Raw genomic sequence first — 22047 nt, forward strand, 5'->3', positions numbered from 1 at the left:
TTTCGCCTGGTCAGGCGACTCCGTCGCGCATGCGCCGAGGGGCTGCCCGCCATTGAGCGGTATCCATTGGGCCAGAAGGGCGGTTGGATGAGACACATGCCGAGCGACGAAATCGTTATCCTGACCGACCACAGCTCGGCCGAAGGCGGACGAGACACGCTCGCCACCGCGGTCCAGCAGTTCACGGGCAGGGCCCCACTCCTGGTGGACGCCAGGAGGTTCATGACCGGTGGTTCCGACGTCGCCGACATCGACGCCGCCACCGTGATCGTCTACGAGATCCCTCCACATCGCCGGCGTGACTTCGAGGTCTGCCAGCAACGACTGAAGGCGCTGGGCGTGCACTCGCTCGGCACCGACGTCGAGGCGTGGCGGGTGGCCACCGAGAAGAACCTCACGATCGAGCGCTTCCTGCTCACCGGAATCCCGCACATGGCGACCCTGACCCTGTCGTCCCCCACGACCCAGCAGGCCAGCGACGCGATCGGACTGCTCGGCGGTGACGTGTGGGCGCGGCCCAGCATCGGCACCGGCGGCGACGAGGTCTTCCACATCACGACCGTCGCGCACATGGCCGAGGCCATGGCGCACTACGCCTCGTCGGGCAGCGACTGGCTGGTGGCGGCGGACGCGCAGAACTTCAACCAGCGAGGACTCCGGCACCAGTACCGGGTGGTCGTGCTCGACGACGAGGTCATCAGGGCGGTGGAGCACATCCAGGCCGATCCGGACGCGCCGTGCAACGAGTGCAAGGGCGCGGTCTCCACCGTGATGCGCGTCGAGGACCTGCCGCCGGGCATGGCCGACCTCGCGCTGGCCGCGACCCGCGCGGTCGGACTGCCGCTCGCGGGAGTCGATCTCGCCACCGAGAACGGCGGGGTGGTGTTCGAGGTGAACGTGCACCCGGTGTTCGGCAGCGACGGCGGCCTCGAACAGATGGCGCTGCCCTACGTGGCGGCCCACCTGCCGCACGTGCTCAGCGCGCAGCCCGTGTAACCGCTCAACGGCGCCGGACGGGCTCCTGCCAGTGTGATGGCCGGGTCAGCGCGTCCGGCAGCTTCGTCCTGCTGTTGCCGCGAGCGGCGTTGACCTGCGGCTGCGTCAGGAACAGACAGGTGCTCAGGTCGGCGCCGGACAGCTCCGCACCCCGCAGGTCGGCGCCGATCATGTCCGCCCGCGTCAGGTCGGAGTTCGTCAGGTCCGCGCCGATCAGATAGGCGCCGCGGAAGTCCGCGCTGCCCAGGTTCTTGTTCCGCAGCCGTGCGCCGATCAGGTCGGCACCCCGGTAGGACTTCGCGCTGGTCCGCAGCCGCTCGCTGGTGCGCAGCAGCAGGACGTTCACCTTCGCCCGGACCTCCGCGACGTCGAGCGCCAGGATCGTGTCCGGGTCGGCGACGGTGTGCCGTTCGACGTCGGCGTAGGCCGCGGCCAGGTCGTCGTGCGGGTCGAGACGGCGTGCCTCGGCGAGGTACCAGAGCAGTTCGTGCAGCTGCCTGACCACGGGGAACACCGAGAACATCTTCTGCCGCTCAGCGATGCGCCAGTCGACACCGCCGAAGACCGTCTGCGACACCCGCTGGCCCGCGCCGAAGCAGTCGTAGACCGTGCAGCCCGCATAACCCTTCGGCCGCAGCTGGTCGTGGATGCCGCAGCGGTGATCGGCCAGCAGGTTCCGGCACGGCGTACCCGCGTCCTTGGTGGCCGCGAAGTCCGCCGACCTGGCGAACGGCAGCGCGACGCAGCACAACCCGAAGCAGTTGGCGCAGTCGCCTTTCAGCTCGTCCATCGCGGGTCAGCCTACTGGGTTCCCGGTGCGCAGCCGGACCTCCGCGGTCACCGCCACCGCGTCCGCCGGGCGCGTGCCCCGGTCGCGGTAGCGGAACAACAGCCGCTGGATCGACTCGCCGATCTCCGCCATCTCCTGCGGCGTCACGTGGATGAGCGCGGTGAACGACTCGTCGGCCGCCTGCTCCTGCTCGGTCTCCCACCGCAGTTGCCACGGCCGCGCCTTGCCGCCCTGGTGCGGCGCCTCCTCGATCAAGCCCAGCTCGGCGAGTTTGCGCAGGTGGAACGAGCACAACCCCGAGCTCTGCCCGAGCCGTGCGGCGGCCTGGGTGGAGGTCAGCGTGCCGTGCTCGGCCAGCAGGTCCAGCAACGCGATGCGCACGGGATGGTCAGGGAGCGGGCGTCGGGGCATGGTGGGCACCCTACCGATAAATTTGCAAAGACTGCTACTTTGCAAAGCATGCCTGGTTCACCGCGCCGCATCACCGTCGTCGGCGAAGAGATCCTGACCCGCCGGTGCCGCGAGGCCACCGAGTTCGGCACCCCGGAGCTCACCCGGCTCATCGAGGACATGTTCGCCACCAACCACGTCGCCGAGGGCGCCGCGATCGCCGCGAACCAGGTCGGCGTCGACCTGCGGTTGTTCGTGTGGGACATGAGCGACGAGTGGGGCGTCCACCACACCGGCCACATCCTCAACCCCGTGCTCGACGACCTCCCGCCGGGCGCGCGCACGTTGCTCGAGGAACCGGAAGGCTGCCTGTCCGTGCCAGGCCCGTCCCGCGTGGTGGCCCGCCCCGACCGCGCCGTCGTGCGCGGCCAGGACAAGGACGGCACCCCGATCGTCGTCGAGGGCAGGGGCTACTTCGCGCGCTGCCTGCAGCACGAGACCGACCACCTCAACGGCAGGCTCTACCTGGATCGCCTCACCCAGCGCGAACGCAAGTCCGCACTGCGCGAGATGGCCGACCGTCAGGACGAGGTCTTCGCCCGCCGCGCCGCCCGCAGTTCCTCCGCGGCCTCGTCGAGCTGACGTTCCGCGCGCTCGGCACGCGTCAACGTCTGAGCGCGCGCGTCCTCCACGACCGCGAGCGTCTGCCGCACCGCCGCCACCTGGTCCGCACTCTCCTGCCGGACCTGCGCGAACCGCGTCTCGAACTCCGCACGTGAGCGCTCCAACTCGGCCCGCGCGTCCGCGGCGGCCTGCTCAGCGCGCTCGGCCCGCACCACCGCCAGGTCCCGGGCCTTCGCGGCCCTGCCGACGGTCTCCGCCGCCTCCTGCCGCGCCTGCTCTGCTCCCTCGACGGCGGTGACCGCCTCGGCCTTGGCCTGCTCGGCCACCGCCTGAGCCTCCGCCCGCGCCCGTTCGACTTCCCGCTGGGCTTCCGCCCGCGCGTGCTCGACCTCCTGCTCGGCCTGGGCGCGCGCCTGCTCGATCTCCTTGGCCGCCTGCCGCCGCGCCTGCTCGGCGTGCTTCACCGCGTCGGCCTTCGCTTGCTCCACGGCCTCCAGCGCCAGCCGCACCTTCTCGTCCGCCTCGGCCCGGATCTCCTCCACGACGGCCGCCGCCTGCACCCTGACCTCGGCGACCTCGGCCTCGGCCTTCTCGACGGCGGTCCGCGCGGCCTCGCGAGCCTCGTCCCGTTCCGTCACGGCCGTGTCGACCGCGTCGTCGGCTTCCTCCGCCGCGCGCACCGCCTGCTCGGTGGTCTCCTCGGCGGCTTTGCGCGCCTGCTCGGCGTCGTGCCGGCGGCGTTCGGCGACGGCCAGTTCCGACTGGGCCTCCGCGACCCGTCGCGCGGCCTCGGCCTCGGCGGCCTGGACCAGCGTCTCGGCGACGCTCGGGTCCGCCATGGCGTTCAGCTCGCCGACCGCCCGTCCCAGGGTCTGCGTCATCTGTTCGGAGAGCACCCGGAACCGGTCGAGGAGCTCTTCAGCCCTGATCTTGGCGGTACCGGAGACCCTGGGGAGATTCGTCACGGTGACGACCTCCAGGTTTTGCTCGGGGGTCTCCGCCAGTCGCTGCCGCTCCCTCCATGCCCGCCAGCGCGTGTGCTCGGGCAGGTCGCAGTACTCCGAGGGCCTGCCGGGCCCGCCACCTCGGAAAACGGGGCGCTCACAGCCGGGGAAGTTACAGCTCGTCTCCACGCGGATATCGTAGCAGAATTACGTGTGCAATAACGGTAACAAACGCAACGCTACCTAATAGGGCGAGAAAAGTCTGGCCGCCGATAAGTGAACATTATCGGCGGCCAGAACCGGGGCGAAAACCGTTGGGGCGGGGACCTTCGTCTCTGGAGCCGTGCCGGCGCCGCTCTGCACAGTCGAGGCAGAGCAAGCCGAAAAAGTGGGAGGGGTCCCCGATGAGCGCCCTGAGGATCGTGGTGTCGACGTTCGGAGTGCTTCTGGGCCTGGCGGGCATCGAACACGGAGTCGGAGAGATCCTGCAGGGCTCGGTCAGACCGGCAGGACCGGTCATCGAGTCGTGGCCGGACGCGGCGGCGCTGGAGATCCTCGGCGGAGAGCCCGCCCTGACAGTCATCCCCGACCTGCTGGTCACGGGGATCGCCGCCGTCCTCGTCGCAGTCGCGGTCCTGGTCTGGTCGGTCTGGTTCGCCGGACGGCGGCACGGCGGCCTGGTACTGATCCTGCTGTCGGTGCTCCTGCTCCTGGTGGGCGGAGGGTTCGGCCCGCCGCTGATCGGGATCGTCATCGGGGTTGCCGCGACGAGAATCGGTGTTCCTCCGCGTCGCGGTCCGGGACGTGTCGCACGGGCGGCGGGGCGGGCCTGGCCGTGGCTGCTGGGAATCGCGGTGCTCGGCTACCTGTCGTTGCTCCCCGGCACCGTCCTCCTCGATCTGATGCTGGGAGTGGACGACCCCGGGCTGGTGCTGGGGCTTTCCGTCCTGTCCTTCGCGGGACTGGTCCTGGCGCTGGGAGCCGCTACAGCGGCGGAATCGCCTGGACCTGCTCACCGACAGTCCGCAGGGCGGCGAGAACCAGGGCTCGGGTGACGGTGACGACCTCGCTCACGAGAACCTGCTCCCGGGGACCATGGGCGAGCCGGACGTCACCGGGCCCGTACTGCAAGGTGGGGATGCCGGCACCCGCGTACAACCGCAGGTCACTGCCGTACGGCGCCCCCTTTTCGGCAGGACGTGACATCCCGGTGACGTCGGCGTGCGCGGCACCGACCAGGCCGGCGAGGGGATGTCCCACCGGCAACCGGCCACTGGCGAACTGCCCACCGGGCCACGTCACCACGGCGGGATGAGCCCGCAACCACGGATCGCCGGCACAGGCCTCGGCCACACACGCCTCGAGCTCGGCACGCGCCTGCCCGGGGTCCTCCCCCAGCGCCACACCCAGCCGCCCCTCGGCCACCAGCAGGTCCGGCACGCTGCTCGCCCAGTCCCCCGCCCGCACTGTGCCGACCGACAGCGGGTACGGGATCGGGTAGGCCGACATGAGCGGGTCGGTGTCCACGTTGCGGCGCGTCTCCAGCCGGGCGAGCGCGGCGTGGATCGGCAGGTAGGCGTCGAGGGCGCTGACCCCGGCGTACCGCGTGCTGCCGTGCGTGGCCTGCCCAGGTACCTCGATGCGGAACGTCAGCGCACCACCGTTGGCGATCATGAGATCGCCGCCGGTCGGTTCGGTGATGATGCAGGCGTCGCCGGTGTGACCGCGCTGGAGCGTGCCGAAAGCGCCCAGACCGCCGTCCTCCTCGCTGACCACGAAGTGCACGGCGACCTGGCCACGCAGTCGAGTCGACCGGATCGCCGACATCGCGGCGAGGATCGCCACCACGCCCGCCTTCATGTCGCACGCGCCACGACCGTGCACGACGTCGCCCACCACCCGCGGCCGGAACGGATCGCCCTCCCACTGAGCCAGGTCACCGGGCGGGACGACGTCGACGTGTCCCTGCAGGATCAGCGTCGGTCCGTCGGTCTTCCTGGTGCCGCCGACCAGCCCCCACGCCTCCGTGCGCGGTGCCTCACCGCCGGGGAAGTCCTCGTGGGCGCGCAGTTCCGGCAGGTCCATCGGCCACAGGTCGACCTCCAGGTCCAGCCGTTCCAGGTGTCCGGCCAGCACGTGCTGCAACTCGGACTCGGCGGCACTTCCCGTCACGCTCGGCACCGCGAGCAGGTCCAGCAGGAGCCGGCCGATCGCCGCCTCGTCCACCGCCGCGAGCGCGGCCGCCTCGACATCGTTGATGGTCACCAGCCGGAGGTTAGGGTCGCTCACCTGCGCAAACAATCGCCAGAACCGGCGTTCACGAGGGCATCCTTTGCAAAAAACAGGCCTCTGCGGCGATTCTTTGCGCATGGACGACATCGACGAAGCGATCATCCGGTGCGTGCTGCGCAACGCCCGCGCGACGTACGCGGAGATCGGCAAGGAGGCCGGGCTGTCGCCGTCCGCCGCGAAGAGACGCCTCGACCGCCTGGTCGCCACGGGTGCGATCCGCGGCTTCAGCGCGTTGGTGGACCCTCAGGCGATGGCCTGGCACACCGAGGCGTTCGTCGAGGTCTACTGCAAGGGCAACCCGACCCCGGCCGAACTGACCAAGGCGCTCCACGACATTCCCGAGGTCATCGAGGCGTGCACGGTCTCCGGTGCGGCCGACGCGATGCTCTACATGCTCGCCCGCGACATCCCGCACCTGGAACAGGCCATCCAGCGCGTGCGCTCGACCACCCCCGTGGACCGGACCGAGAGCGCGATCGTGCTGTCGCGGTTGCTGACCCGGCCGCGTCTGTAGCGACCCTTCAGCGGCCCAGGCGCTGGTTCGCCTCGTCCGCGGCCGCGGACATCCTCGCCAGGAACGTCGCGACGGTGCGGAGCTCGGCCGGCGGGGTCGTGTGCAGGACGTTCGCGATCTCGGCGCCGGCCAGGCCGAGGAACCGGCGGGCGCGATCCCGGGCGTCCGGTGTGGGGCGCAGGGTGACGCGCCGGCGGTCGGTGCTCTCGCGAGTGCGGTGGATGTGGCCCGCGGCTTCGAGCCGGTTGAGCAGGATGGTGGTGGCGCCCGTCGTCATGCCGATCTGCCGGGACAGCTGTGCCGGGGAGAGCGGCGCGTTCGTCTCGGCCGCCCAGATGATCTGGCCCAACGCGTTGGCGTCGGCTCCCGGCAGTCGCATCCAGGTGGCGAGGTGCTGGTTGAGCTCGCCGAAGTCGATCACCCAGTCCCGCAGGCGGTGCATCACCGCGATCTGCTCGGGCGTCCAGTCCGCGGTCAGCGGGTCGCTCTCCATCATGCACGCGCCTTCACTCCAAAGTAGCTTTGCAGCAAAGCTACTGATTGGGGAGTTTCGGATGGCTGCACGACACGCGGTGATCTCCGGCGCGAGCATCGCCGGCCTCTCGGCCGCGTTCTGGCTGCGGCGCACGGGATGGCAGGTGACCGTGCTGGAACGGGCCGGGGAGTTCCGCGACGGCGGGCAGAACGTCGACGTCCGCGGCGTCGGACGCGAGGTGCTCGCCAGGATGGGCCTGGCAGAGGCTTTGAAGGAGCAGAACACCACCGAGACGGGCACGGTGTTCGTCGACACGGACGGCAGGGTGCTCGCCGAACTGCCCTCGGACGGCCCGGACGGCGCCACCGCCGAGTTCGAGGTCCTGCGCGGCGACTTCGCCCGCACGATCCTGGAGAACCTGCCGGACGGCGTCGAGATCACCTACGGCGACACGATCACCGAGGTGGCCGACGGCACCGACGAGGTCACCATCACCACCGCCTCTGGCCGCGTTCTGAACGCTGACCTGCTGGTCGTCGCCGAAGGCGTCCGCTCGGCCACCCGCGACAAGCTGTTCGGCGACCTGGTCGACCGCCGCGACCTGGGCATCTCCATGGTCTTCGGCACGATCCCCCGCACGGCCTCCGACGACAGCCGCTGGCGCTGGTACACCACCACGGAAGGACGTCAGGTCCACCTGCGCCCCGACAACCACGGCACCACCCGCGCCATGCTCGCCCACGCCCGAGCCGCGGACGTCACCCGGCTCGATCGCGCGGCCGCACTGGCCGAGTTCCGGCACCACTTCGCCGACGCCGGCTGGGAGGCCCGCCGCGTGCTCGACGGGTTCGACACCTCGGACGACGTCTACGTCGACCACCTCACCCAGATCCGCATGCCCCTGTGGCACCGCGGGCGGGTGTGCCTGGCCGGCGACGCCGCCTGGTGCGTGACCCCGATGGGCGGGGGCGGCGCATCGCTGGCGCTCGTGAGCGGGTACGTCCTGGCGGCGTGCCTGTCCACCGCGGGAGACCAGTTCGAGGAGGGGCTCGCGGCCTACGAGGAGTGGATGCGGCCACTCGTCGACGACGTCCAGACCCTCCCGCGCTGGATCGTGCCGGTCGCCTACCCCCGCACCCGGCTCGGACTGGCCCTGCGCCGCCTGGCGGACAAGGCCATGACCTCGTCGCTGCTGTCTCCCCTGACGGCGAAGTTCACCCAGGTCGCCGACACGACCAGGGCACTACCGCCCATCGGGGCTGCGCACTCCTAGCGCCCGGCCGGGCACGTGTGATCACTATCGTCGAGGCGTGACCTTCCCCTTGGAGCCCACGCCGATCCACGTGCCCGACGAGGTCCTCGACGACCTGCGCGCCCGCCTGGCGCTGACCCGTTCACCGCTGGACGAGGGCAACGAGGACTGGTCCTACGGCGTCCCGGCGAGCTACCTGCGCGAACTGGTCGGCTACTGGCGCGACGGCTTCGACTGGCGCAAGGCCGAGGCCGCCATCAACGCCTACGAGCACTACCGGGTCAGCGTCTCCGGCGTCCCGATCCACTTCCTGCGCAAGCCCGGCCGCGGCGAGCACCCGATCCCGCTGATCCTCAGCCACGGCTGGCCGTGGACGTTCTGGCACTGGTCGAAGGTGATCGACCCGCTCGCCGACGACTTCGAGGTCATCGTGCCGTCGCTGCCCGGCTTCGGGTTCCCGGGCCCGCTCACCGGCTTCCCCGACGTGAACTTCTGGAAGGTCGCCGACCTCTGGCACACCCTGATGACCGAGACCCTCGGCCACGAGAGGTACGCGGCAGGCGGCTGCGACATCGGCGGGCTCATCTCCAGCCAGCTCGGCCACAAGTACGCCGACTCGTTGTACGGCGTCCACATCGGCTCCGGGCTGCCGCTCGACTTCTTCACCGGCGACCGGGCCTGGGACTTCGCCCGCAACCGCCCCCTGCCCGACGACCCGTCCACCCGTGCCCGCACCATCGAGCTCGACCACCGCTGGGCACCCCACCTGGCCGTGCACATGCTCGACGGCGCCACCCTCGCCCACGGCCTGAGCGACTCACCCGCCGGACTGCTCGCCTGGCTGCTCGAGCGCTGGAACTCCTGGAGCGACAACGGCGGCGACGTCGAGTCCGTCTTCACCAAGGACGACCTGCTCACGCACGCGACGATCTACTGGGCGACCAACTCGATCGGCACGTCGCTGCGCTACTACGCCAACGCCAACCGCTACCCGTGGACGCCCGCCCACGACCGCACGCCGGTCGTGCAGGCACCGGTCGGCATCACGTTCGTCGGCTACGAGAACCCGCCCGGCGTCCACACCGCCGCCGAGCGGGTCGAGGCGTTCAAGACCGGACCGCTGGGCGGCTACTTCAACCACGTCAACGTGAACGCCCACGAGCACGGCGGCCACTTCATCCCGTGGGAGAACCCGGACGCGTGGGTGGGCGACCTGCGCCGCACCTTTCAGCGCGCGACGGGGAAGTTGAAGTAGGTGTCCGGGAACGGCTCGTCGTTGAGCGTGAAGTGCCACCACTCCTCGGGCAGGTTGCGGAACCCGGCCCCGGCCATCGCCGACTTCAGCAGCTGACGGTTCTCCCGCGCCTGACCGGTCACGCGCGGGTCGTCGGTGTGCGAGAGCGTGTCGAAGCAGTCGTAGCCGGTGGCCATGTTGACGGTGTTGTCCGGGAACCGGCCGGGCGCGGTGCAGTCGACCAGCCGCTCGCCCGGCACGTACGGCCGCTGGTGGCGCGAGGGCAGCTTCACGATCGTCAGGTCGAGCGTGGACCCGCGGCTGTGGCCGGACTTCTCGGCGATGTAGCCGTCCTCGAACAGCCGTGTCTTGTCGACGCGCGGGTAGAACTCGGGCTTCATCCGCTGGTCGTCGAGGTCGCGGGCCCAGCGCACGAAGTGGTCGACGGCGCGTTGCGGCCGGTAGCAGTCGTAGACCTTGAGCGTGTAGCCCTGCTTGAGCATCTCGCGCTGCACGGTCCGCAACGCCTTCGCGGCCTGCTTGGTGAGGATGCACAGCGGGGCGCGGTAGCCGTCGACGCGGGTGCCGACGAAGTTGTGCGCGGTGTAGTAGCGGATGTCGTGCCGGATGGTCGGGTCGACGTCGCGCAGCACCACGAACCCGGTGGTGGCGTGGGCGGGAACGGCGAACGACAGGGCCAGGAGCGCGGACAGCAGCAGGGCTCGCATGGAGCTCATCCAAGCAGCGCGACCGGAATCGGCACAGGGCCGTCAGGTCGCCCGGCCGCTCGACCACGCACGGCGTTCGCCTCTGGCAGGCCCCGCACAACGTCCCTGGTCACCTGGTCCAGCTGAGCGTGATGCTGAAAGCGCAGTGGGTTCGGCCAGTGCGCAACCGACGCGGGTGTGGAAAGCCCGGATTGGTGGGGGATGTGATGAGGCTGTTCGCGTTCATCGCCCTCGTTGCCGCGCTGGTGGTCGCCTGCACCAGGGCACCCCGGCAGCCGACTGCGCCGGGCACCACCACGACCGGCCCCGCCGTCACGAGTACGACGATCGCCACCACCGGAATGCCTCGCTCGGAGCCGACCGAGCTGTGGATCCCGCACATCGGGGCTCGTTCTTCACTGATCCCCTTGGCGCTGAACGAGGACGGCACCGTCGAGGTGCCTCCGGTGGAGCAGCCGATGCAGGCCGGTTGGTACTCCCTGGGCCCGACGCCCGGCGAGGTCGGTCCTGCGGTGATCCTCGGCCACGTGGACGGATACCGCATGCCCGGCATCTTCTACCGGCTGCGCGACCTCGTCCCCGGCGACGACGTCGAGATCTCGCGGGCGGACGGGACGGTGATCCGGTTCGTCGTGCGCAAGGTCGACCAGGTGGCCAAGTCGCGGTTCCCGACCGACGCGGTCTACGGGCAGACGCCCGGGCCCGAACTGCGACTGATCACCTGCGGCGGCCGGTTCGACCCGGCCGCACGCAGCTACGTGGACAACATCATCGCGTACGCGATCAAGAGTGAGGAGTGACCGACAGTGCGACGCAGGAAGGTAGTCATAGGACTGTTCGCGGCCATGACGCTGGTGAGCATGTCCACCGCGTCCGCCCAGACGGAGTCGACGTCCCCGCCCCCGCCCCAACCGAGTTTCTCGTTCACCGTCTCGCCTACCGTGCTGCAACCGGGCGAGACGATCTACCTCGAACTGAAGTCGTGGTCCCTCCTCGACGGACGCTGCGGCGGCCTGGCGACCTCGCCCGGGTTCGCCGCCCCCATCTACGTCGGCCGCGTGGGGCACTCGACGCTGCGCGGACACGGTCCGGTGGTCAGGAAGCCGGGTGACTACGTGGCGGCTGTCCCCTGCGCCAGTGGTACCCCCATGACCGCGAAGTTCACGATCGTCGGGTCCGACACGACCCCGACGACAACGCCTCCCACGAGGGTGACACCGATCGGACCGCCGCAGACCGGTGGTGGTGGCACCGCAGAATCGTGAGGAGGCGGCGCGATGTCGCTGAATCACGGGGGTGTGGCAGGCGCACGAGCTGACCGCAGCAGCCGCTCGGCGAGCCCCGCCACGAGTTCACGGAGCTCGTCCGGCCGCTCGACCACGAACGGCAGGTCCAGCGCCGCGAGCACACCGGGCAGCCAGTCGAGCCGTTCCACCCGCAGGTCGACGCGCGACCAGTCCTCGGCCTCGGCCACCACGGCGACGCTCGCGGGCAGCCGGTCGTGGATCTGCGCGGCGGTCCCCTGGATCCGCACCGTCACCTCGTGCCGGTGCGGAGCGGTGGCGATCCCGGTCAGCACCCGCTGCGCCGGGTCGACGTCGGCGGGCGGGTCGAACGAGCCGGGCAGCGTCCTGGCACCGGCGATCCGGTCCAGCCGGAACGTGCGGTCCTCGCCGATCGCGGCATCGGCGCCTGTCACGTACCACCGGCCGGAGTGGGCGACGAGCCCGTACGGGTGCAGCGTGCGTTCGCTGTGCCGGCCGTCGGCGGCGGTGTAGCGGATCGACACGGGCCGATGGTGGGTCACGGCGTCTGCGAGCGTCAGCAGGACCGCGGCGTCCGGGGTGACCGGCTGACCTTCCGGCGTGGTGAAGGCGAGCGAGCCGAGCACCGCGTCGAGCCTGCCGCCGAGCCGTGCGGGCAGCACCCGGCGGATCTTCGCGGCCGCCGTCTCGCTCGCCGTGCCCGCCATCAGGCCTGCTCGGCGCCCTGCAACCAGGCCGAGCAGCACGGCCAGCGCCTCGTCGTCGCTCAGCATCAGCGGCGGCATCCGGTAGCCGGGAGCGAGCCGGTAGCCGCCGTAACGGCCGCGCACCGACTCGACCGGCACGTCGAGGTCGAGGAGGTGGTCGACGTACCGGCGCACCGTGCGTTCGTCGACGTCGAGCCGGTCGGCGAGCTCGGCCACGGTCCGGACGCCGCCGGACTGGAGGAGCTCCAACAGGGCGAGCACGCGAGCGGTGGGCCGGGGCATGACCGCAATTCTCCCCCGAATACCGGGCGGGTTCTGTCCGGTATCGCTTCTAGCGTGCAGGGATGAACTTCGTTTCGATCCGCGTCATCACCAACGACATCACCCGCCTCGTCGGCTTCTACGAACGCGCCACCGGCGTGCCTGCCACCTGGGCCACCGAGGACTTCGCCGAGCTCAGGACCGCGACCGCCACCCTCGCGATCGGCAGCACCCGCACGGTCGCGTTGTTCGCGGAAGGCTCCGCCGAGCCCGCCGCCAACCGCAGCGTCATCATCGAGTTCGAGGTCGGCGACGTGGACGGCGTGCACGAGAACCTGACCGGCGCCGAGGTCGTCCAGGAGCCCACCACGATGCCGTGGGGCAACCGCTCGTTGCTGGTCCGCGACCCCGACGGCAACCTGGTCAACTTCTTCAGGCGGGCCACGACCGCAGCAGCGAGTCCAGCGCGTCCAGGGCTCTGAGCCACGACGCCTCGACCCCGCGCGGGTGGCTGTGGAACGCCCCGGCGCGTTCCAGCGAGACGTACCCGTGAAACGTGCTGTGCAGCATCCGGACGGCGTCGGTCTGGTCGGGTTCCCACAGGTCGTAGCCCCGCAGGATCGCCCTGGTCATCTCGGAGTGCTTGCCGGCGGCGCTGGTCGCGGCCGTGTCCGGGTCGAGCGCCATCTGGGTCGCGGAGTAGCGGCCGGGGTGCTCGCGCGCGTAGGTGCGGTAGGCGTTGGCGAACGCGACCAGGGCGTCCTTGCCCGAACGGCCCGCGATCGCCTCCGCCACCCGGTCGGCGAGCTCGGCCAGCGCCAGGACGGCCAGGCGCACGCGCAGGTCCTGGGCGTTGCGGATGTGCGAGTACAGCGAGGCGTCCTTCACCCCGAAGTGGCGGGCGAGGGCGGACACCGTCACGTTCTCGAAGCCGACCTCGTCCGCCAGGTCCGCCGCCGCCTGCGTGAGGCGGTCGGCCGTGAGCCCCGCACGTGCCATCCGTCACCCTTCCTAGGGTCCTTAATTATTTGCCTAGGACCTCTAGGTGAGCCTAGCGTCCTGGGCATGAAGCCGCTGACGGAACACGACATCCGCGCGTCCTTCGTCAATTCCACCAAGGGCGAGGCGAAGCGCATGCACGTACCCAGGGATCTGGGTGACCGCACCTGGGACGACCTGGACTTCCTCGGCTGGACCGACCCGGCCGCGCCCGACCGCTCGTACCTGGTGATCGAGCTGGACGGGCGCCCGACCGGGATCGCGTTGCGCCGGGCGCAGCAGGCAGGGCGGGCGCGCAAGACGATGTGCTCATGGTGCCTGACCACGCATTCGGGCGACGGCGTCTCGCTGATGTCCGCGCGCAAGGCCGGGAAGTCCGGTCAGCTGGGCAACTCGGTCGGCGTCTACGTGTGCGCCGACCTGCAGTGCTCGCTGTATCTGCGCGGGAAGAAGAACGCGGGACCCGGCTCCCGGTTCAAGGAGTCGCTCACGATCGACGAACAGGTCGAACGAATGGTGGCCGGGATCGGCGCGTTTCTCGGAAGAGTGAACTCGTAGCTGTCGTCAGAGTTCGAGCACCAGCTCAGCGGTGCACGCACGGGCACAAGGCCACGGGTCGCCGCACTCCGTGCAGCCGGACGTGGCAGGCAGGTGCGTGTCGAGCACCTGGACGGCCCTGGTCCGGTAGCGCTCCAGGTCAGACTCCCAGTTGTGGCGGGGGCCCGCGGTCGCACTCGTCATGTTCATCAGTCCTCGGGTTGAGCTGGTGGACACAGCATGCACCTGTGACGGCTCTCACGGGCGGCAATTTCGCGAATTCCGACTTTCGGCGGGTCGCGGGTGATCTGTATTTCCGTGCGGCGTTATTCCTCTTCCTCAGTACGAAAGAGGGGAAAGACGCTCATGACCTGCTTCATCCTGCCCGCGCACCTGCTGATCGAACTCGCGGAAGCCGGCAACGTCGACATCCGCGACACGATCGGGACCCTGCTCGCCTCCGCCGCCCTGCGCTCCCAGCGCGACACGCTCACCGAGGCCGTGCAGTTCCTCGACCTGCACGCCGCCCAGCTGCGCGGCCCCGCCGGCGAGTTCAAGGCCGTCCACGACGTCCAGGGCGGCGACGAACGCACCCTGCCCGGCGTCCTGCGCCGCAAGGAGGGCGACGGCCAGGTCGGCGACTCCGCCGTCAACGACGCCTTCGACAACGCCGACCGCACCCACGACTTCTACCGCGAGGTCCTGGGCCGCCACAGCGTCGACGGCAACGGCCTCAAGCTCGTGTCGTCCGTCCACTTCGGCCGCGACTTCGACAACGCCTTCTGGGACGGCACCCAGATGGTCTACGGCGACGGCAGCGGCAAGGTCTTCCAGCCCGGCGCACTCGCCCGCGACATCACCGTCGTGGGACACGAGATCACGCACGGCGTCGTGCAGTACACGGCCGGACTGCGCTACCGGAAGCAGTCCGGTGCCCTCAACGAGTCGATGGCCGACGTCTTCGGCTCCCTGGTCAAGCAGCACGCGCTGGGACACACCGCCGACCAGGCCGACTGGCTCATCGGCGCGGGCATCCTCGGCACGCAGCTGCAGGGCGTCGCACTGCGGTCGATGAAGGACCCCGGCCGCGCGCACCAGCTCGACCGCCAGCCCGCCCACATGCGTTCGTACGTCGACCTGCCCGACGACGGCAACCCGCGCAACGACAACGGCGGCGTCCACATCAACTCCGGCATCCCCAACAAGGCGTTCCACCTCACGGCGACCCGGCTCGGCGGTCACGCCTGGGACCGCGCCGGCAAGATCTGGTACGACGCGCTCGCCACCAAACTGCGCGTGAACTCGAACTTCACCGACGCCGCCGCGGCCACCACCGCGAGCGCGCAGGCGTTGTTCGGAGGAGAAGTGGCGACCGTGGTCCGCGCGGCGTGGAACGACGTCGGCGTGCGCTGAACCGGTTGCGCCGCACGCGTGATCGCCCCCGCGTCACGGTCTGGAAGCAGGTGGGGCGGCCTGCGAGCAGATCGGCCCGAACATCGGCCGCGCGGGCAACTCCTCCGACGAGGCAGCGGTACCTCTCCGAAGTCGCTGCCGTTCAGCAAGGGACCGGCATCGACGAGCCACGGCTGCGGGAAGCGGTGCTGCGCAACCTGGTCCGTCAGTGCCGGGACAACCGATGACCTAGACGGCGCAGGAGGTGCTGTCCGGCCGGATGACCATAGGCGCGGCGGCCGGTGTTCGAGGAGGAGTGGGACGACTCCGTCACCTCTCCGCGGGATGAGTCCTGACCAGCCGCAGCAGCGGTGCCCACTGGCGGGCCGTGAGCGGGAGTTCGACGGACGGGGACTTGCTGTCCCGGATGCCGACGCCACGGCCCACCTCGACGCAGTTGCCGTCGCTGGCGCTGTGACTACTCTTGCGCCACCTGGTCATCACGAGCCTCCTCACCGATGATGTCGGTGATCAGCTTCCTCGTCTCGACCTCGTCCAACGCCGTCCGATCGAGTGACTCCAGGACGGTGTCGTAGAGGGCCACAGAAGCTTGATCCTCGAGGAACACGTTAGCTCCTTCGCTCTCGACGTAGACGAGTGCGGGGATCTTCTTGAACCTCAACCGGTCGAAGTCACCCGCGAGGCCGCCGTGTGGCCCGAACACCGTGGGAATCAGGCGAATCGTGAGATACGGCCGCACGGACAAGCGCAACAGGTGGTGCAGCTGCTCCGCCATGACATTCGCATCGCCGACCGGCAGTCGCAGAGCCTGCTCGTGCATGAAAATCGTGACCGGCCGATTCCCGTCGAGCACCGCTGTCTGACGCACGACCCGGTTCTCGACCACCACGCGGGCGTCCGGTTCAGCTAGTGGCTTGGCGAGTGCGAGATGCCAGGTGTAGTCGGGCACCTGAAGCAGCCCGTGCACGACGTTCATCGACCAGCCGGTGATCTGCGATGCGATTCTTTCGTGCTCTCGCAACGTGCGCACTCGGTCCGGCAGCTTGGAACCGGCTGGCTGCAACCAATCCCTGATGTGCGCGTCGTGGTGCAGCGCCATGAGGTGGTCGAACTCGTCGGGCGGCGTGCGCAGCAGACCCAGAAGCTTGGCCAGGTCGACGTCGCTGACGCCTTCCTTGCCGTTGACCAGTTCTGAGACTTTTGCTTCCTGCCAGCCCAGCAATTCGGCGGCGGCCCGGTTGGTGAGGTCGGCCGCCCGCAGGAGTGCGCGTATGGCGTCGCCGAACTCGCGACCGCGCACCGTTGATCTCCGCAAAGGCATGCAGGGACGGTAGGGGCGGCGTTCCGTTTGGTTCCACCCATTCGCCGCAGGTCAACCTGAAAGCGTGCCCTTTGGACATCTTCCAAAGTCACCGAAATACCTGCGACACAAGATCCAGACTCTGTTAGACAGCGCTGATGGGCCGACGTGAACTCGCTGCCATCGCGCACACCGACCACCCGATATCCGCGCCGTTGAGCGACAGCACGGTGGCGCACCTCCTCGACCGGGCCATCCGCAAGCCGGACGATCACCTGCTCGATCTGGGCTGCGGCGACGGCACCTGGTTGCTAAGCGCAATCCAGGCGCACGACGGCGTGACGGCTGTCGGAGTCGACATCTCGGGTGAAGGCTTCGACCAGGTCCTGGGCGAGGCCGCCCGGCTCGGTCTGGCCGATCGGCTGGACCTGCGCCGCGAGGACGTCGCCGAGTACCGGTCGACCAGGAAGGCGGACCTGGTGCTCAGCGTGGGTGCCGCCTACGCGTACGGCGGGCTGCTGCCCACGTTGAACGCCGCTCGCGAACACCTCGCCGAAGACGGGATGCTCCTGCTCGGCGACTGTTTCTGGGAGCGCGAACCCGACGCCGCCGTCCGCGCGCAACAGGAGGACGGTCCGCAGAAGTACGCGGATCTCCCGACCACCGTGGCCCAGGTCGTCGCCGACGGGTGGACCCCGGTCTACGGGTACGTCAGCACCCTCGCGGAGTGGGACGAGTACGAGTGGTGCTGGACCGGCACCCTCGCCCAGTGGGCCCTCGACAACCCCGGACACCCCGACCACGACCTCGCGCTCCAGATGTCAGCGGACCACCGCACCAACTGGCTGGGCGGCTACCGCGGATATCTCGGGTTCGTCGTGCTCCTGTTGCGGCGCACCAGGCCCTAGTCCGGCGCGACCGCGCGGCGGACGCTGTCGCGCAGGAAGTCCCGGCGGCGGTCGTGGACCTCTGCGGGTTCGTCGATCGACGCCGCGTAGACGTTGCTGACCGGTGACCACGTCATCGACATCGCGATGACCATGGCCATCAGGTCGAACGGGTCGCCGGCCCGGATCAGTCCTGCCTGCTGCGCCGCGGTGATCGCCTGGAGCTTGTTCTGGTCCAGGCGATCGGTGTCGGCGACGAGATGCCCGGTGGGGCGCCGTTCCAGGCGGGCCCAGGTCGCGAGCCGGATGAGGTCGGGGCGCTCGAGGTACTCGTCGTAGAGGCGCACGGCCCAGTCCGCGAGGTCCGTGGCGTCGATCGGCACGACGTTGACGATCCGCTCCAGCGAGGCGAAGAAGATCGCGTCGAACAGCCCGTCCTTGTTGCCGAAGTAGGCGTAGAGCTGCGCCTTGTTGGTGCGCGCCGCGGCGACGACCCGTTCGATGCGGGCTCCGGCGATGCCGTGCTCGGCGAACTCGCGGGTGGCCACGTCGATGATGCGTTGCCGCGTGGCCGCGCCACGGGCGGTCAGCTGCTGGTCGGACATGACCGAACTGTACCGACAGACCAGTCGGTTTACTTTGCGTCCCCTCCGGGGGTAGCGTGAAATAGACCGAACAGTCTGTTTAAGGGAGAAGTCATGCGCGCCACCACCGGCTGGCAGGCCGACGGACCCGCCAAGCTGCACGAAGTACCGATCAACAGGCGTGACCTGCGGCGCGACGACATCGCGGTCCGGGTGGACTTCTGCGGTGTCTGCCACACGGACCTGCACGCCGTGCGCGGGCACAACGGCGAGGACGTGCTCGTGCCTGGTCACGAGTTCACCGGCGTGGTGATCGAGACCGGTGCCGAAGTGACGGCGTTCCGGGTCGGCGATTCCGTCGCCGTCGGCAACATCGTCGACTCCTGCGGCGTGTGCACGATGTGCACGGCGGGACAGGAGAACTTCTGCCGTGAGTTCCCCACGCTCACCTACGGCGGCAAGGATCGTCACGACGGAACGACGACCATGGGCGGCTTCTCCCGCGAGTACGTCGTCCGCGAGCGGTTCGCCCATCCCCTGCCGTCCGGGCTGGACCCTGCGGCCGCGGCGCCGTTGCTGTGCGCCGGGATCACGGTGTGGGAACCGCTGCGCGCGCTGGGCGTCGGTCCGGGGACGCGCGTCGCGGTGGCCGGCCTGGGCGGGCTGGGGCACCTCGCGGTCAAGTTCGCCGCGGCCCTGGGTGCCGAGGTGTCGGTCGTGAGCCGATCCGCGGACCGCGCGAGCGACGCGATCCGGCTGGGTGCCCGTGACGTCGTCGTCTCCACCGACCCGGAGAGCGCGGCGGCGTCCCGCGACCGGTTCGACGTGCTGATCGACACCATCCCCGTGGCGCACGACCTCGGCCCCTATCTCAGGCTGGTGGCCGTGGACGGGACGCTGAGCCAGGTCGGCTACCTCGGATCCGTCACCGTGGAGACGATGGACCTGCTCGTCGGCCGCAAGAAGCTGAGCTCCGGTGGCAGCGGCGGGCTTCCCGCCACCACCGCCATGCTGGAGTTCTGCGCCGCGCACGGCATCGTCGCCGACGTCGAGACGCTGCCGTCGGCCCGCGTGACCGAGGCCCTCGACCGGCTCGAACGCGGCGACGTCCGCTACCGCTTCGTGCTGGACCTGTCCGACCTCGACTGAAGAGCTCAGACGACGAGTCCGGGTGCCCGTCAGATTGGTGTCGAGCGCCCGCCGGAACTCGTCGAGCGGGATGCTCTCCGTCGTGCCGACGCTGAGATAGGCGGCGTTGTTGATCGGGATGTCCACCGGGCCGAAGCGTTCTTCGGTGCGGGCGACGGCGTCGGTCCAGGCCGCGAGATCCGCACGGTTTGCTCAGGCGTGCTAAATTTTGCTCATGCGAGCAAAGTCCGTGACCGAGCAGGCCCGGCGGGCGCAGATCGTGGCGGCGGCGATCGCCACGATCGCGGAGCTGGACTACGCGGAGGCGTCGTTCAAGGCCATCGCGGCGCGGGCCGGACTGAGCAGCACGGGCCTGATCTCGTACCACTTCAAGAACAAGCAGGAGCTCGTCGACGTCGTGTTCGCGGACATCTTGGAGCGCTTCCAAGGGTTCGTGCACGCGCGGATGGGCCAGGCCGGAGCTCGCGAGGAGCTGCGGGCGTTCCTGGTCGCCAACATCGCGTTCCTGCGCGAGCACCGCGCGGACATGGTGGCGTTCCTGCGGATCAGGGCCCACGCGGCGGTGACGGACGGGGGCATCGCCGACTCCGATCACGTGGCGCTCGCCGGACTGCTCAGACAAGGGCAGGAGGCCGGCGAGTTCCGCGTGTTCGACCCGGACGTGATGGCGGTGTTCGTGCTCGCGATGCGCAACGGCGTCGTGCTGCGGTCCGGGGCACTCGATCTCGACGTCTGCGAAAGGGAGTTGATCGCGGCCGTCGAGCTGGCCACGGGAGGTTAGCCATGCGTCGGGGGACGTTGTTAGTCACCGCATTGCTGCTGCTCAGCGCATGCGGAAAGGGGGAGGCCATGCCGTCGGACGTCGTCACGACCGACACCGGGCAGGTACGCGGTGAGGTGCGGGACGGGCACCTGCGGTTCCAGGGGGTTCCGTACGCCCGCGCGGCCCGTTGGGAGCCGCCGGTGCGCGCCGCGGAGTGGAGCGGGGTGCGGGACGCGCTGAAGCCGGGCAGTCCGTGCCCGCAGGTCGGGTCCAGCTACTCCGAGACGAAGAGCACGGACGAGGACTGCCTGTTCGCCAACGTCACGACGCCGTCGGTGAACGGCTCCAAGCCGGTGCTGGTGTGGATCCACGGCGACGGCGCGATCGGAGCCGGTCACTACTTCGACGCGGAACGCCTTGCGCGGCAAGGGGATGTCGTCGTGGTGACGTTCAACTACCGGATGGGCGTGTTCGGCGGCTTCGGCCTGCCGGGCCTCGAGCACTCCGGCGAGTTCGGGCTGCTCGACCAGAGGGCGGCGCTGGAGTGGGTGCAGCGCAACATCTCCGGCTTCGGCGGGGACCCGGGCAACGTGACGTTGTTCGGCGTCTCGTTCGGCGCGACGGCCGTGGGCGCACACCTGATCGGGCAGCAGCCGCTGTTCCACAAGGCGATCATGCACAGCTCGTTCACATTGGTGGACGTCCCGCGCGGCGCCTGGTTTCCGGACCTGGAGGCGTTGCCGTCACTGGCGTGGCGCGCGGTGCCGGAGATCCAGGAGATCGGCACGATGATCAGCTCCGAGCTGGGCTGCGCGGACGTCGAGTGCCTGCGGCGACTGCCGGTCGAGAAGCTGCTGGACTACCCGCAGATCATGAACATCTTCCAGCCCGTCGGCTACGGCGGTTCACTACTCCCCCGGCTGCCGGTCGAGTCGCTGGAGGCGGGCGAGTTCGCGGACGTGCCGATCCTGGCCGGCGCGACCCGCGACGAGCACAACAGCTTCGTGGGCCTGTTCCGGCCGGACCCGATGTCCACTGAGGACTACTCGCGGCTGGTGCGGGAGGCGTTCCCGGACCGCGCGGCCGAGATCGAACGCGAGTACCCGGTCAGCGCGTACGCGTCGCCGAAGCAGGCGTGGGCGACTTTGCTGACGGACCGCATGTGGGCGCGGTCGACGTACCGCCAGAACACGCTGTACGCCAAGAAGGCGCCCGTCTACGCGTTCGAGTTCGCCGACCGCAACGCAGCCACGGACCCGTCGCTGCCCGCCGACCTGCACGGCGCGAACCACTCGTCCGACATCGAGTACCTGTTCCCCGGCACCGGTTTCGCCAAGGACCGCGGGCTGTCCGACCACATGATCAAGGCGTGGACGGACTTCGCCCGTGGCGGCACGCCTGGGTGGCCGCGGTTCTCCGACGGTCAGTACGTGCAGTCACTGGCTCCCGGTGCGATCGGGCGCGTGGACTACGCGGCCGAGCACAAACTGGGGTTCTGGAACTAGCCCCGGCCGGTCCTCGCTACCCTGGATCACGTGCCAGGCACCCGCAGCTCGCGAACCCGCGCGTATCTCGCGCGGGTTTTCGCCGTGCTCGCGCTGGTCGCCGGCATCGCGATGATGCAGGGCACTCCGTGCGAGACGGAGTTCGCCTGGACCGCGCAGTGCCCCACGTCGAGCACGCACGCGGTGGCCCACTCCGACCAGTCGGACGACGGCGGCCTGATCGAGGGCATCCTCGTCGCGGGAGCCTGCCTCGTGGTGGCGCTGGCCGTGCTCATCGGGTTCGCCGTGCTGCGGCGCTCCGGCTCGTTCCGGGTGCTTCTGATGCGCCTGCCTTCGGTTCTGTCTCCCCCTTCACGCCGGCTGGAAGTGCGGCTCGCCCAACTCTGCGTGCTGCGCGCCTAGACCGACCCCGTTCTGCGGTTCGGTCCATCCCGCCTT

Annotated in this window: 28 protein-coding genes; 16 read left to right on the forward strand and 12 right to left on the reverse strand. The window is 69.8% G+C overall.

Features of this window, described 5'->3' with window-relative positions; genetic code table 11:
- Positions 1 to 96 precede the first annotated feature (96 nt).
- On the forward strand, positions 97 to 996 hold the full coding sequence (locus ACSHWB_RS37615; RefSeq protein ID WP_439658073.1) for an ATP-grasp domain-containing protein: 900 nt from the start codon (positions 97 to 99) through the stop codon (positions 994 to 996).
- 4 nt (positions 997 to 1000) lie between these two features.
- Here the strand turns inward: ACSHWB_RS37615 and ACSHWB_RS37620 are convergent, their stop codons facing one another.
- On the reverse strand, positions 1001 to 1786 hold the full coding sequence (locus ACSHWB_RS37620; protein WP_439658074.1) for a pentapeptide repeat-containing protein: 786 nt from the start codon (positions 1784 to 1786) through the stop codon (positions 1001 to 1003).
- A gap of 6 nt (positions 1787 to 1792) precedes the next feature.
- On the reverse strand, positions 1793 to 2197 hold the full coding sequence (locus ACSHWB_RS37625; protein WP_439658075.1) for a helix-turn-helix domain-containing protein: 405 nt from the start codon (positions 2195 to 2197) through the stop codon (positions 1793 to 1795).
- Positions 2198 to 2245: 48 nt separating this feature from the next.
- Between ACSHWB_RS37625 and def the strand changes: the two genes are divergently transcribed.
- Entirely contained in the window at positions 2246 to 2818 is a 573-nt protein-coding gene (gene def, locus ACSHWB_RS37630) for a peptide deformylase (protein ID WP_439658076.1), read from the forward strand.
- Here the strand turns inward: def and ACSHWB_RS37635 are convergent.
- Positions 2758 to 3933, reverse strand: coding sequence for a hypothetical protein (locus ACSHWB_RS37635; RefSeq protein ID WP_439658077.1), 1176 nt, complete (start codon positions 3931 to 3933; stop codon positions 2758 to 2760). The two genes, def and ACSHWB_RS37635, sit on opposite strands and share 61 nt — an antisense overlap.
- 215 nt (positions 3934 to 4148) lie before the next feature.
- On the opposite strand from ACSHWB_RS37635, the gene ACSHWB_RS37640 reads away from it, so the two are divergent.
- The gene (locus ACSHWB_RS37640) at positions 4149 to 4799 is read left to right on the forward strand and encodes a hypothetical protein (RefSeq protein ID WP_439658078.1); all 651 of its coding nucleotides are present in this window, start codon (positions 4149 to 4151) and stop codon (positions 4797 to 4799) included.
- Here the strand turns inward: ACSHWB_RS37640 and ACSHWB_RS37645 are convergent.
- Positions 4729 to 6009, reverse strand: a complete 1281-nt coding sequence (locus ACSHWB_RS37645) for an ArgE/DapE family deacylase (RefSeq protein WP_439658079.1) — start codon at positions 6007 to 6009, stop codon at positions 4729 to 4731. The two genes, ACSHWB_RS37640 and ACSHWB_RS37645, sit on opposite strands and share 71 nt — an antisense overlap.
- Positions 6010 to 6112: 103 nt before the next feature.
- Here ACSHWB_RS37645 and ACSHWB_RS37650 point away from each other — a divergent pair, with 103 nt between their 5' ends.
- Entirely contained in the window at positions 6113 to 6550 is a 438-nt protein-coding gene (locus ACSHWB_RS37650; RefSeq protein WP_439658080.1) for an Lrp/AsnC family transcriptional regulator, read from the forward strand.
- A 7-nt stretch (positions 6551 to 6557) separates the two neighbouring features.
- On the opposite strand, the gene ACSHWB_RS37655 is transcribed toward ACSHWB_RS37650, so the two are convergent.
- Complete coding sequence (locus ACSHWB_RS37655) at positions 6558 to 7046, reverse strand: MarR family winged helix-turn-helix transcriptional regulator (RefSeq protein WP_439658081.1); 489 nt, start codon at positions 7044 to 7046, stop codon at positions 6558 to 6560.
- A gap of 58 nt (positions 7047 to 7104) precedes the next feature.
- Here ACSHWB_RS37655 and ACSHWB_RS37660 point away from each other — a divergent pair, with 58 nt between their 5' ends.
- A complete protein-coding gene (locus ACSHWB_RS37660; RefSeq protein ID WP_439658082.1) occupies positions 7105 to 8298 on the forward strand; it encodes an FAD-dependent monooxygenase in 1194 nt (397 codons plus the stop codon).
- A 37-nt stretch (positions 8299 to 8335) separates the two neighbouring features.
- On the forward strand, positions 8336 to 9532 hold the full coding sequence (locus ACSHWB_RS37665) for an epoxide hydrolase family protein (protein WP_439658083.1): 1197 nt from the start codon (positions 8336 to 8338) through the stop codon (positions 9530 to 9532).
- Here the strand turns inward: ACSHWB_RS37665 and ACSHWB_RS37670 are convergent.
- A complete protein-coding gene (locus tag ACSHWB_RS37670; RefSeq protein ID WP_439658084.1) occupies positions 9505 to 10239 on the reverse strand; it encodes a M15 family metallopeptidase in 735 nt (244 codons plus the stop codon). The two genes, ACSHWB_RS37665 and ACSHWB_RS37670, sit on opposite strands and share 28 nt — an antisense overlap.
- A 206-nt stretch (positions 10240 to 10445) precedes the next feature.
- On the opposite strand from ACSHWB_RS37670, the gene ACSHWB_RS37675 reads away from it, so the two are divergent.
- Together ACSHWB_RS37675 and ACSHWB_RS37680 are read left to right on the forward strand one after the other, a co-directional pair.
- Positions 10446 to 11039, forward strand: a complete 594-nt coding sequence (locus ACSHWB_RS37675) for a class F sortase (protein ID WP_439658085.1) — start codon at positions 10446 to 10448, stop codon at positions 11037 to 11039.
- A gap of 6 nt (positions 11040 to 11045) precedes the next feature.
- Complete coding sequence (locus ACSHWB_RS37680; RefSeq protein WP_439658086.1) at positions 11046 to 11504, forward strand: hypothetical protein; 459 nt, start codon at positions 11046 to 11048, stop codon at positions 11502 to 11504.
- A gap of 23 nt (positions 11505 to 11527) precedes the next feature.
- Here the strand turns inward: ACSHWB_RS37680 and ACSHWB_RS37685 are convergent, their stop codons facing one another.
- Entirely contained in the window at positions 11528 to 12493 is a 966-nt protein-coding gene (locus ACSHWB_RS37685) for a helix-turn-helix transcriptional regulator (RefSeq protein WP_439658087.1), read from the reverse strand.
- Between the two features lie 62 nt (positions 12494 to 12555).
- Here ACSHWB_RS37685 and ACSHWB_RS37690 point away from each other — a divergent pair, with 62 nt between their 5' ends.
- The gene (locus tag ACSHWB_RS37690) at positions 12556 to 12954 is read left to right on the forward strand and encodes a VOC family protein (protein WP_439658088.1); all 399 of its coding nucleotides are present in this window, start codon (positions 12556 to 12558) and stop codon (positions 12952 to 12954) included.
- Here the strand turns inward: ACSHWB_RS37690 and ACSHWB_RS37695 are convergent.
- Positions 12905 to 13471 carry a TetR/AcrR family transcriptional regulator gene (locus tag ACSHWB_RS37695; RefSeq protein ID WP_439658089.1) on the reverse strand — a complete coding sequence of 189 codons (567 nt, stop codon included), beginning with the start codon at positions 13469 to 13471 and terminating at the stop codon, positions 12905 to 12907. The two genes, ACSHWB_RS37690 and ACSHWB_RS37695, sit on opposite strands and share 50 nt — an antisense overlap.
- Before the next feature lie 66 nt (positions 13472 to 13537).
- On the opposite strand from ACSHWB_RS37695, the gene ACSHWB_RS37700 reads away from it, so the two are divergent.
- Entirely contained in the window at positions 13538 to 14029 is a 492-nt protein-coding gene (locus ACSHWB_RS37700; RefSeq protein WP_439658090.1) for an FBP domain-containing protein, read from the forward strand.
- A 6-nt stretch (positions 14030 to 14035) separates the two neighbouring features.
- On the opposite strand, the gene ACSHWB_RS37705 is transcribed toward ACSHWB_RS37700, so the two are convergent.
- Positions 14036 to 14212: a hypothetical protein gene (locus ACSHWB_RS37705; RefSeq protein ID WP_439658091.1), complete on the reverse strand. Its 177-nt coding sequence runs from the start codon at positions 14210 to 14212 to the stop codon at positions 14036 to 14038.
- A 162-nt stretch (positions 14213 to 14374) separates the two neighbouring features.
- On the opposite strand from ACSHWB_RS37705, the gene ACSHWB_RS37710 reads away from it, so the two are divergent.
- Entirely contained in the window at positions 14375 to 15421 is a 1047-nt protein-coding gene (locus ACSHWB_RS37710; protein WP_439658092.1) for a M4 family metallopeptidase, read from the forward strand.
- A gap of 309 nt (positions 15422 to 15730) precedes the next feature.
- Here ACSHWB_RS37710 and ACSHWB_RS37715 read toward each other — a convergent pair whose 3' ends face one another.
- A complete protein-coding gene (locus tag ACSHWB_RS37715; protein WP_439658093.1) occupies positions 15731 to 15901 on the reverse strand; it encodes a DUF397 domain-containing protein in 171 nt (56 codons plus the stop codon).
- Positions 15879 to 16721 carry a helix-turn-helix domain-containing protein gene (locus ACSHWB_RS37720; protein WP_439658094.1) on the reverse strand — a complete coding sequence of 281 codons (843 nt, stop codon included), beginning with the start codon at positions 16719 to 16721 and terminating at the stop codon, positions 15879 to 15881. The genes ACSHWB_RS37715 and ACSHWB_RS37720 overlap by 23 nt, the downstream gene beginning before the upstream one ends.
- Before the next feature lie 158 nt (positions 16722 to 16879).
- On the opposite strand from ACSHWB_RS37720, the gene ACSHWB_RS37725 reads away from it, so the two are divergent.
- On the forward strand, positions 16880 to 17629 hold the full coding sequence (locus tag ACSHWB_RS37725; RefSeq protein ID WP_439658095.1) for an SAM-dependent methyltransferase: 750 nt from the start codon (positions 16880 to 16882) through the stop codon (positions 17627 to 17629).
- On the opposite strand, the gene ACSHWB_RS37730 is transcribed toward ACSHWB_RS37725, so the two are convergent.
- Positions 17626 to 18213, reverse strand: coding sequence for a TetR family transcriptional regulator (locus ACSHWB_RS37730; RefSeq protein WP_439658096.1), 588 nt, complete (start codon positions 18211 to 18213; stop codon positions 17626 to 17628). The genes ACSHWB_RS37725 and ACSHWB_RS37730 overlap by 4 nt on opposite strands.
- A gap of 93 nt (positions 18214 to 18306) precedes the next feature.
- Between ACSHWB_RS37730 and ACSHWB_RS37735 the strand changes: the two genes are divergently transcribed.
- The 4 genes from ACSHWB_RS37735 to ACSHWB_RS37750 all read left to right on the forward strand — a co-directional run bounded on the left by ACSHWB_RS37735 (position 18307) and on the right by ACSHWB_RS37750 (position 22011).
- Entirely contained in the window at positions 18307 to 19341 is a 1035-nt protein-coding gene (locus tag ACSHWB_RS37735; RefSeq protein WP_439658097.1) for an NAD(P)-dependent alcohol dehydrogenase, read from the forward strand.
- A gap of 214 nt (positions 19342 to 19555) precedes the next feature.
- Complete coding sequence (locus ACSHWB_RS37740; protein ID WP_439658098.1) at positions 19556 to 20122, forward strand: TetR/AcrR family transcriptional regulator; 567 nt, start codon at positions 19556 to 19558, stop codon at positions 20120 to 20122.
- Between the two features lie 68 nt (positions 20123 to 20190).
- Positions 20191 to 21609, forward strand: a complete 1419-nt coding sequence (locus ACSHWB_RS37745; RefSeq protein ID WP_439658099.1) for a carboxylesterase/lipase family protein — start codon at positions 20191 to 20193, stop codon at positions 21607 to 21609.
- 30 nt (positions 21610 to 21639) lie between these two features.
- Positions 21640 to 22011: a hypothetical protein gene (locus tag ACSHWB_RS37750; RefSeq protein WP_439658100.1), complete on the forward strand. Its 372-nt coding sequence runs from the start codon at positions 21640 to 21642 to the stop codon at positions 22009 to 22011.
- The last annotated feature ends 36 nt before the right edge of the window (positions 22012 to 22047 follow it).

The sequence above is a fragment of the Lentzea sp. HUAS TT2 genome (assembly GCF_051853195.1).
Lineage (GTDB): Bacteria > Actinomycetota > Actinomycetes > Mycobacteriales > Pseudonocardiaceae > Lentzea.

Coding starts and splice junctions, on each gene's coding strand:
- ACSHWB_RS37615 (WP_439658073.1), top strand. CDS start 97: ATGCCGAGCGACGAAATCGTTATCCTGACCGACCACAGCTCGGCCGAA.
- ACSHWB_RS37620 (WP_439658074.1), bottom strand. CDS start 1,786: ATGGACGAGCTGAAAGGCGACTGCGCCAACTGCTTCGGGTTGTGCTGC.
- ACSHWB_RS37625 (WP_439658075.1), bottom strand. CDS start 2,197: ATGCCCCGACGCCCGCTCCCTGACCATCCCGTGCGCATCGCGTTGCTG.
- def (WP_439658076.1), top strand. CDS start 2,246: ATGCCTGGTTCACCGCGCCGCATCACCGTCGTCGGCGAAGAGATCCTG.
- ACSHWB_RS37640 (WP_439658078.1), top strand. CDS start 4,149: ATGAGCGCCCTGAGGATCGTGGTGTCGACGTTCGGAGTGCTTCTGGGC.
- ACSHWB_RS37650 (WP_439658080.1), top strand. CDS start 6,113: ATGGACGACATCGACGAAGCGATCATCCGGTGCGTGCTGCGCAACGCC.
- ACSHWB_RS37655 (WP_439658081.1), bottom strand. CDS start 7,046: ATGATGGAGAGCGACCCGCTGACCGCGGACTGGACGCCCGAGCAGATC.
- ACSHWB_RS37660 (WP_439658082.1), top strand. CDS start 7,105: ATGGCTGCACGACACGCGGTGATCTCCGGCGCGAGCATCGCCGGCCTC.
- ACSHWB_RS37670 (WP_439658084.1), bottom strand. CDS start 10,239: ATGCGAGCCCTGCTGCTGTCCGCGCTCCTGGCCCTGTCGTTCGCCGTT.
- ACSHWB_RS37675 (WP_439658085.1), top strand. CDS start 10,446: ATGAGGCTGTTCGCGTTCATCGCCCTCGTTGCCGCGCTGGTGGTCGCC.
- ACSHWB_RS37685 (WP_439658087.1), bottom strand. CDS start 12,493: ATGCCCCGGCCCACCGCTCGCGTGCTCGCCCTGTTGGAGCTCCTCCAG.
- ACSHWB_RS37690 (WP_439658088.1), top strand. CDS start 12,556: ATGAACTTCGTTTCGATCCGCGTCATCACCAACGACATCACCCGCCTC.
- ACSHWB_RS37695 (WP_439658089.1), bottom strand. CDS start 13,471: ATGGCACGTGCGGGGCTCACGGCCGACCGCCTCACGCAGGCGGCGGCG.
- ACSHWB_RS37700 (WP_439658090.1), top strand. CDS start 13,538: ATGAAGCCGCTGACGGAACACGACATCCGCGCGTCCTTCGTCAATTCC.
- ACSHWB_RS37705 (WP_439658091.1), bottom strand. CDS start 14,212: ATGACGAGTGCGACCGCGGGCCCCCGCCACAACTGGGAGTCTGACCTG.
- ACSHWB_RS37710 (WP_439658092.1), top strand. CDS start 14,375: ATGACCTGCTTCATCCTGCCCGCGCACCTGCTGATCGAACTCGCGGAA.
- ACSHWB_RS37715 (WP_439658093.1), bottom strand. CDS start 15,901: ATGACCAGGTGGCGCAAGAGTAGTCACAGCGCCAGCGACGGCAACTGC.
- ACSHWB_RS37725 (WP_439658095.1), top strand. CDS start 16,880: ATGGGCCGACGTGAACTCGCTGCCATCGCGCACACCGACCACCCGATA.
- ACSHWB_RS37730 (WP_439658096.1), bottom strand. CDS start 18,213: ATGTCCGACCAGCAGCTGACCGCCCGTGGCGCGGCCACGCGGCAACGC.
- ACSHWB_RS37735 (WP_439658097.1), top strand. CDS start 18,307: ATGCGCGCCACCACCGGCTGGCAGGCCGACGGACCCGCCAAGCTGCAC.
- ACSHWB_RS37740 (WP_439658098.1), top strand. CDS start 19,556: ATGCGAGCAAAGTCCGTGACCGAGCAGGCCCGGCGGGCGCAGATCGTG.
- ACSHWB_RS37745 (WP_439658099.1), top strand. CDS start 20,191: ATGCCGTCGGACGTCGTCACGACCGACACCGGGCAGGTACGCGGTGAG.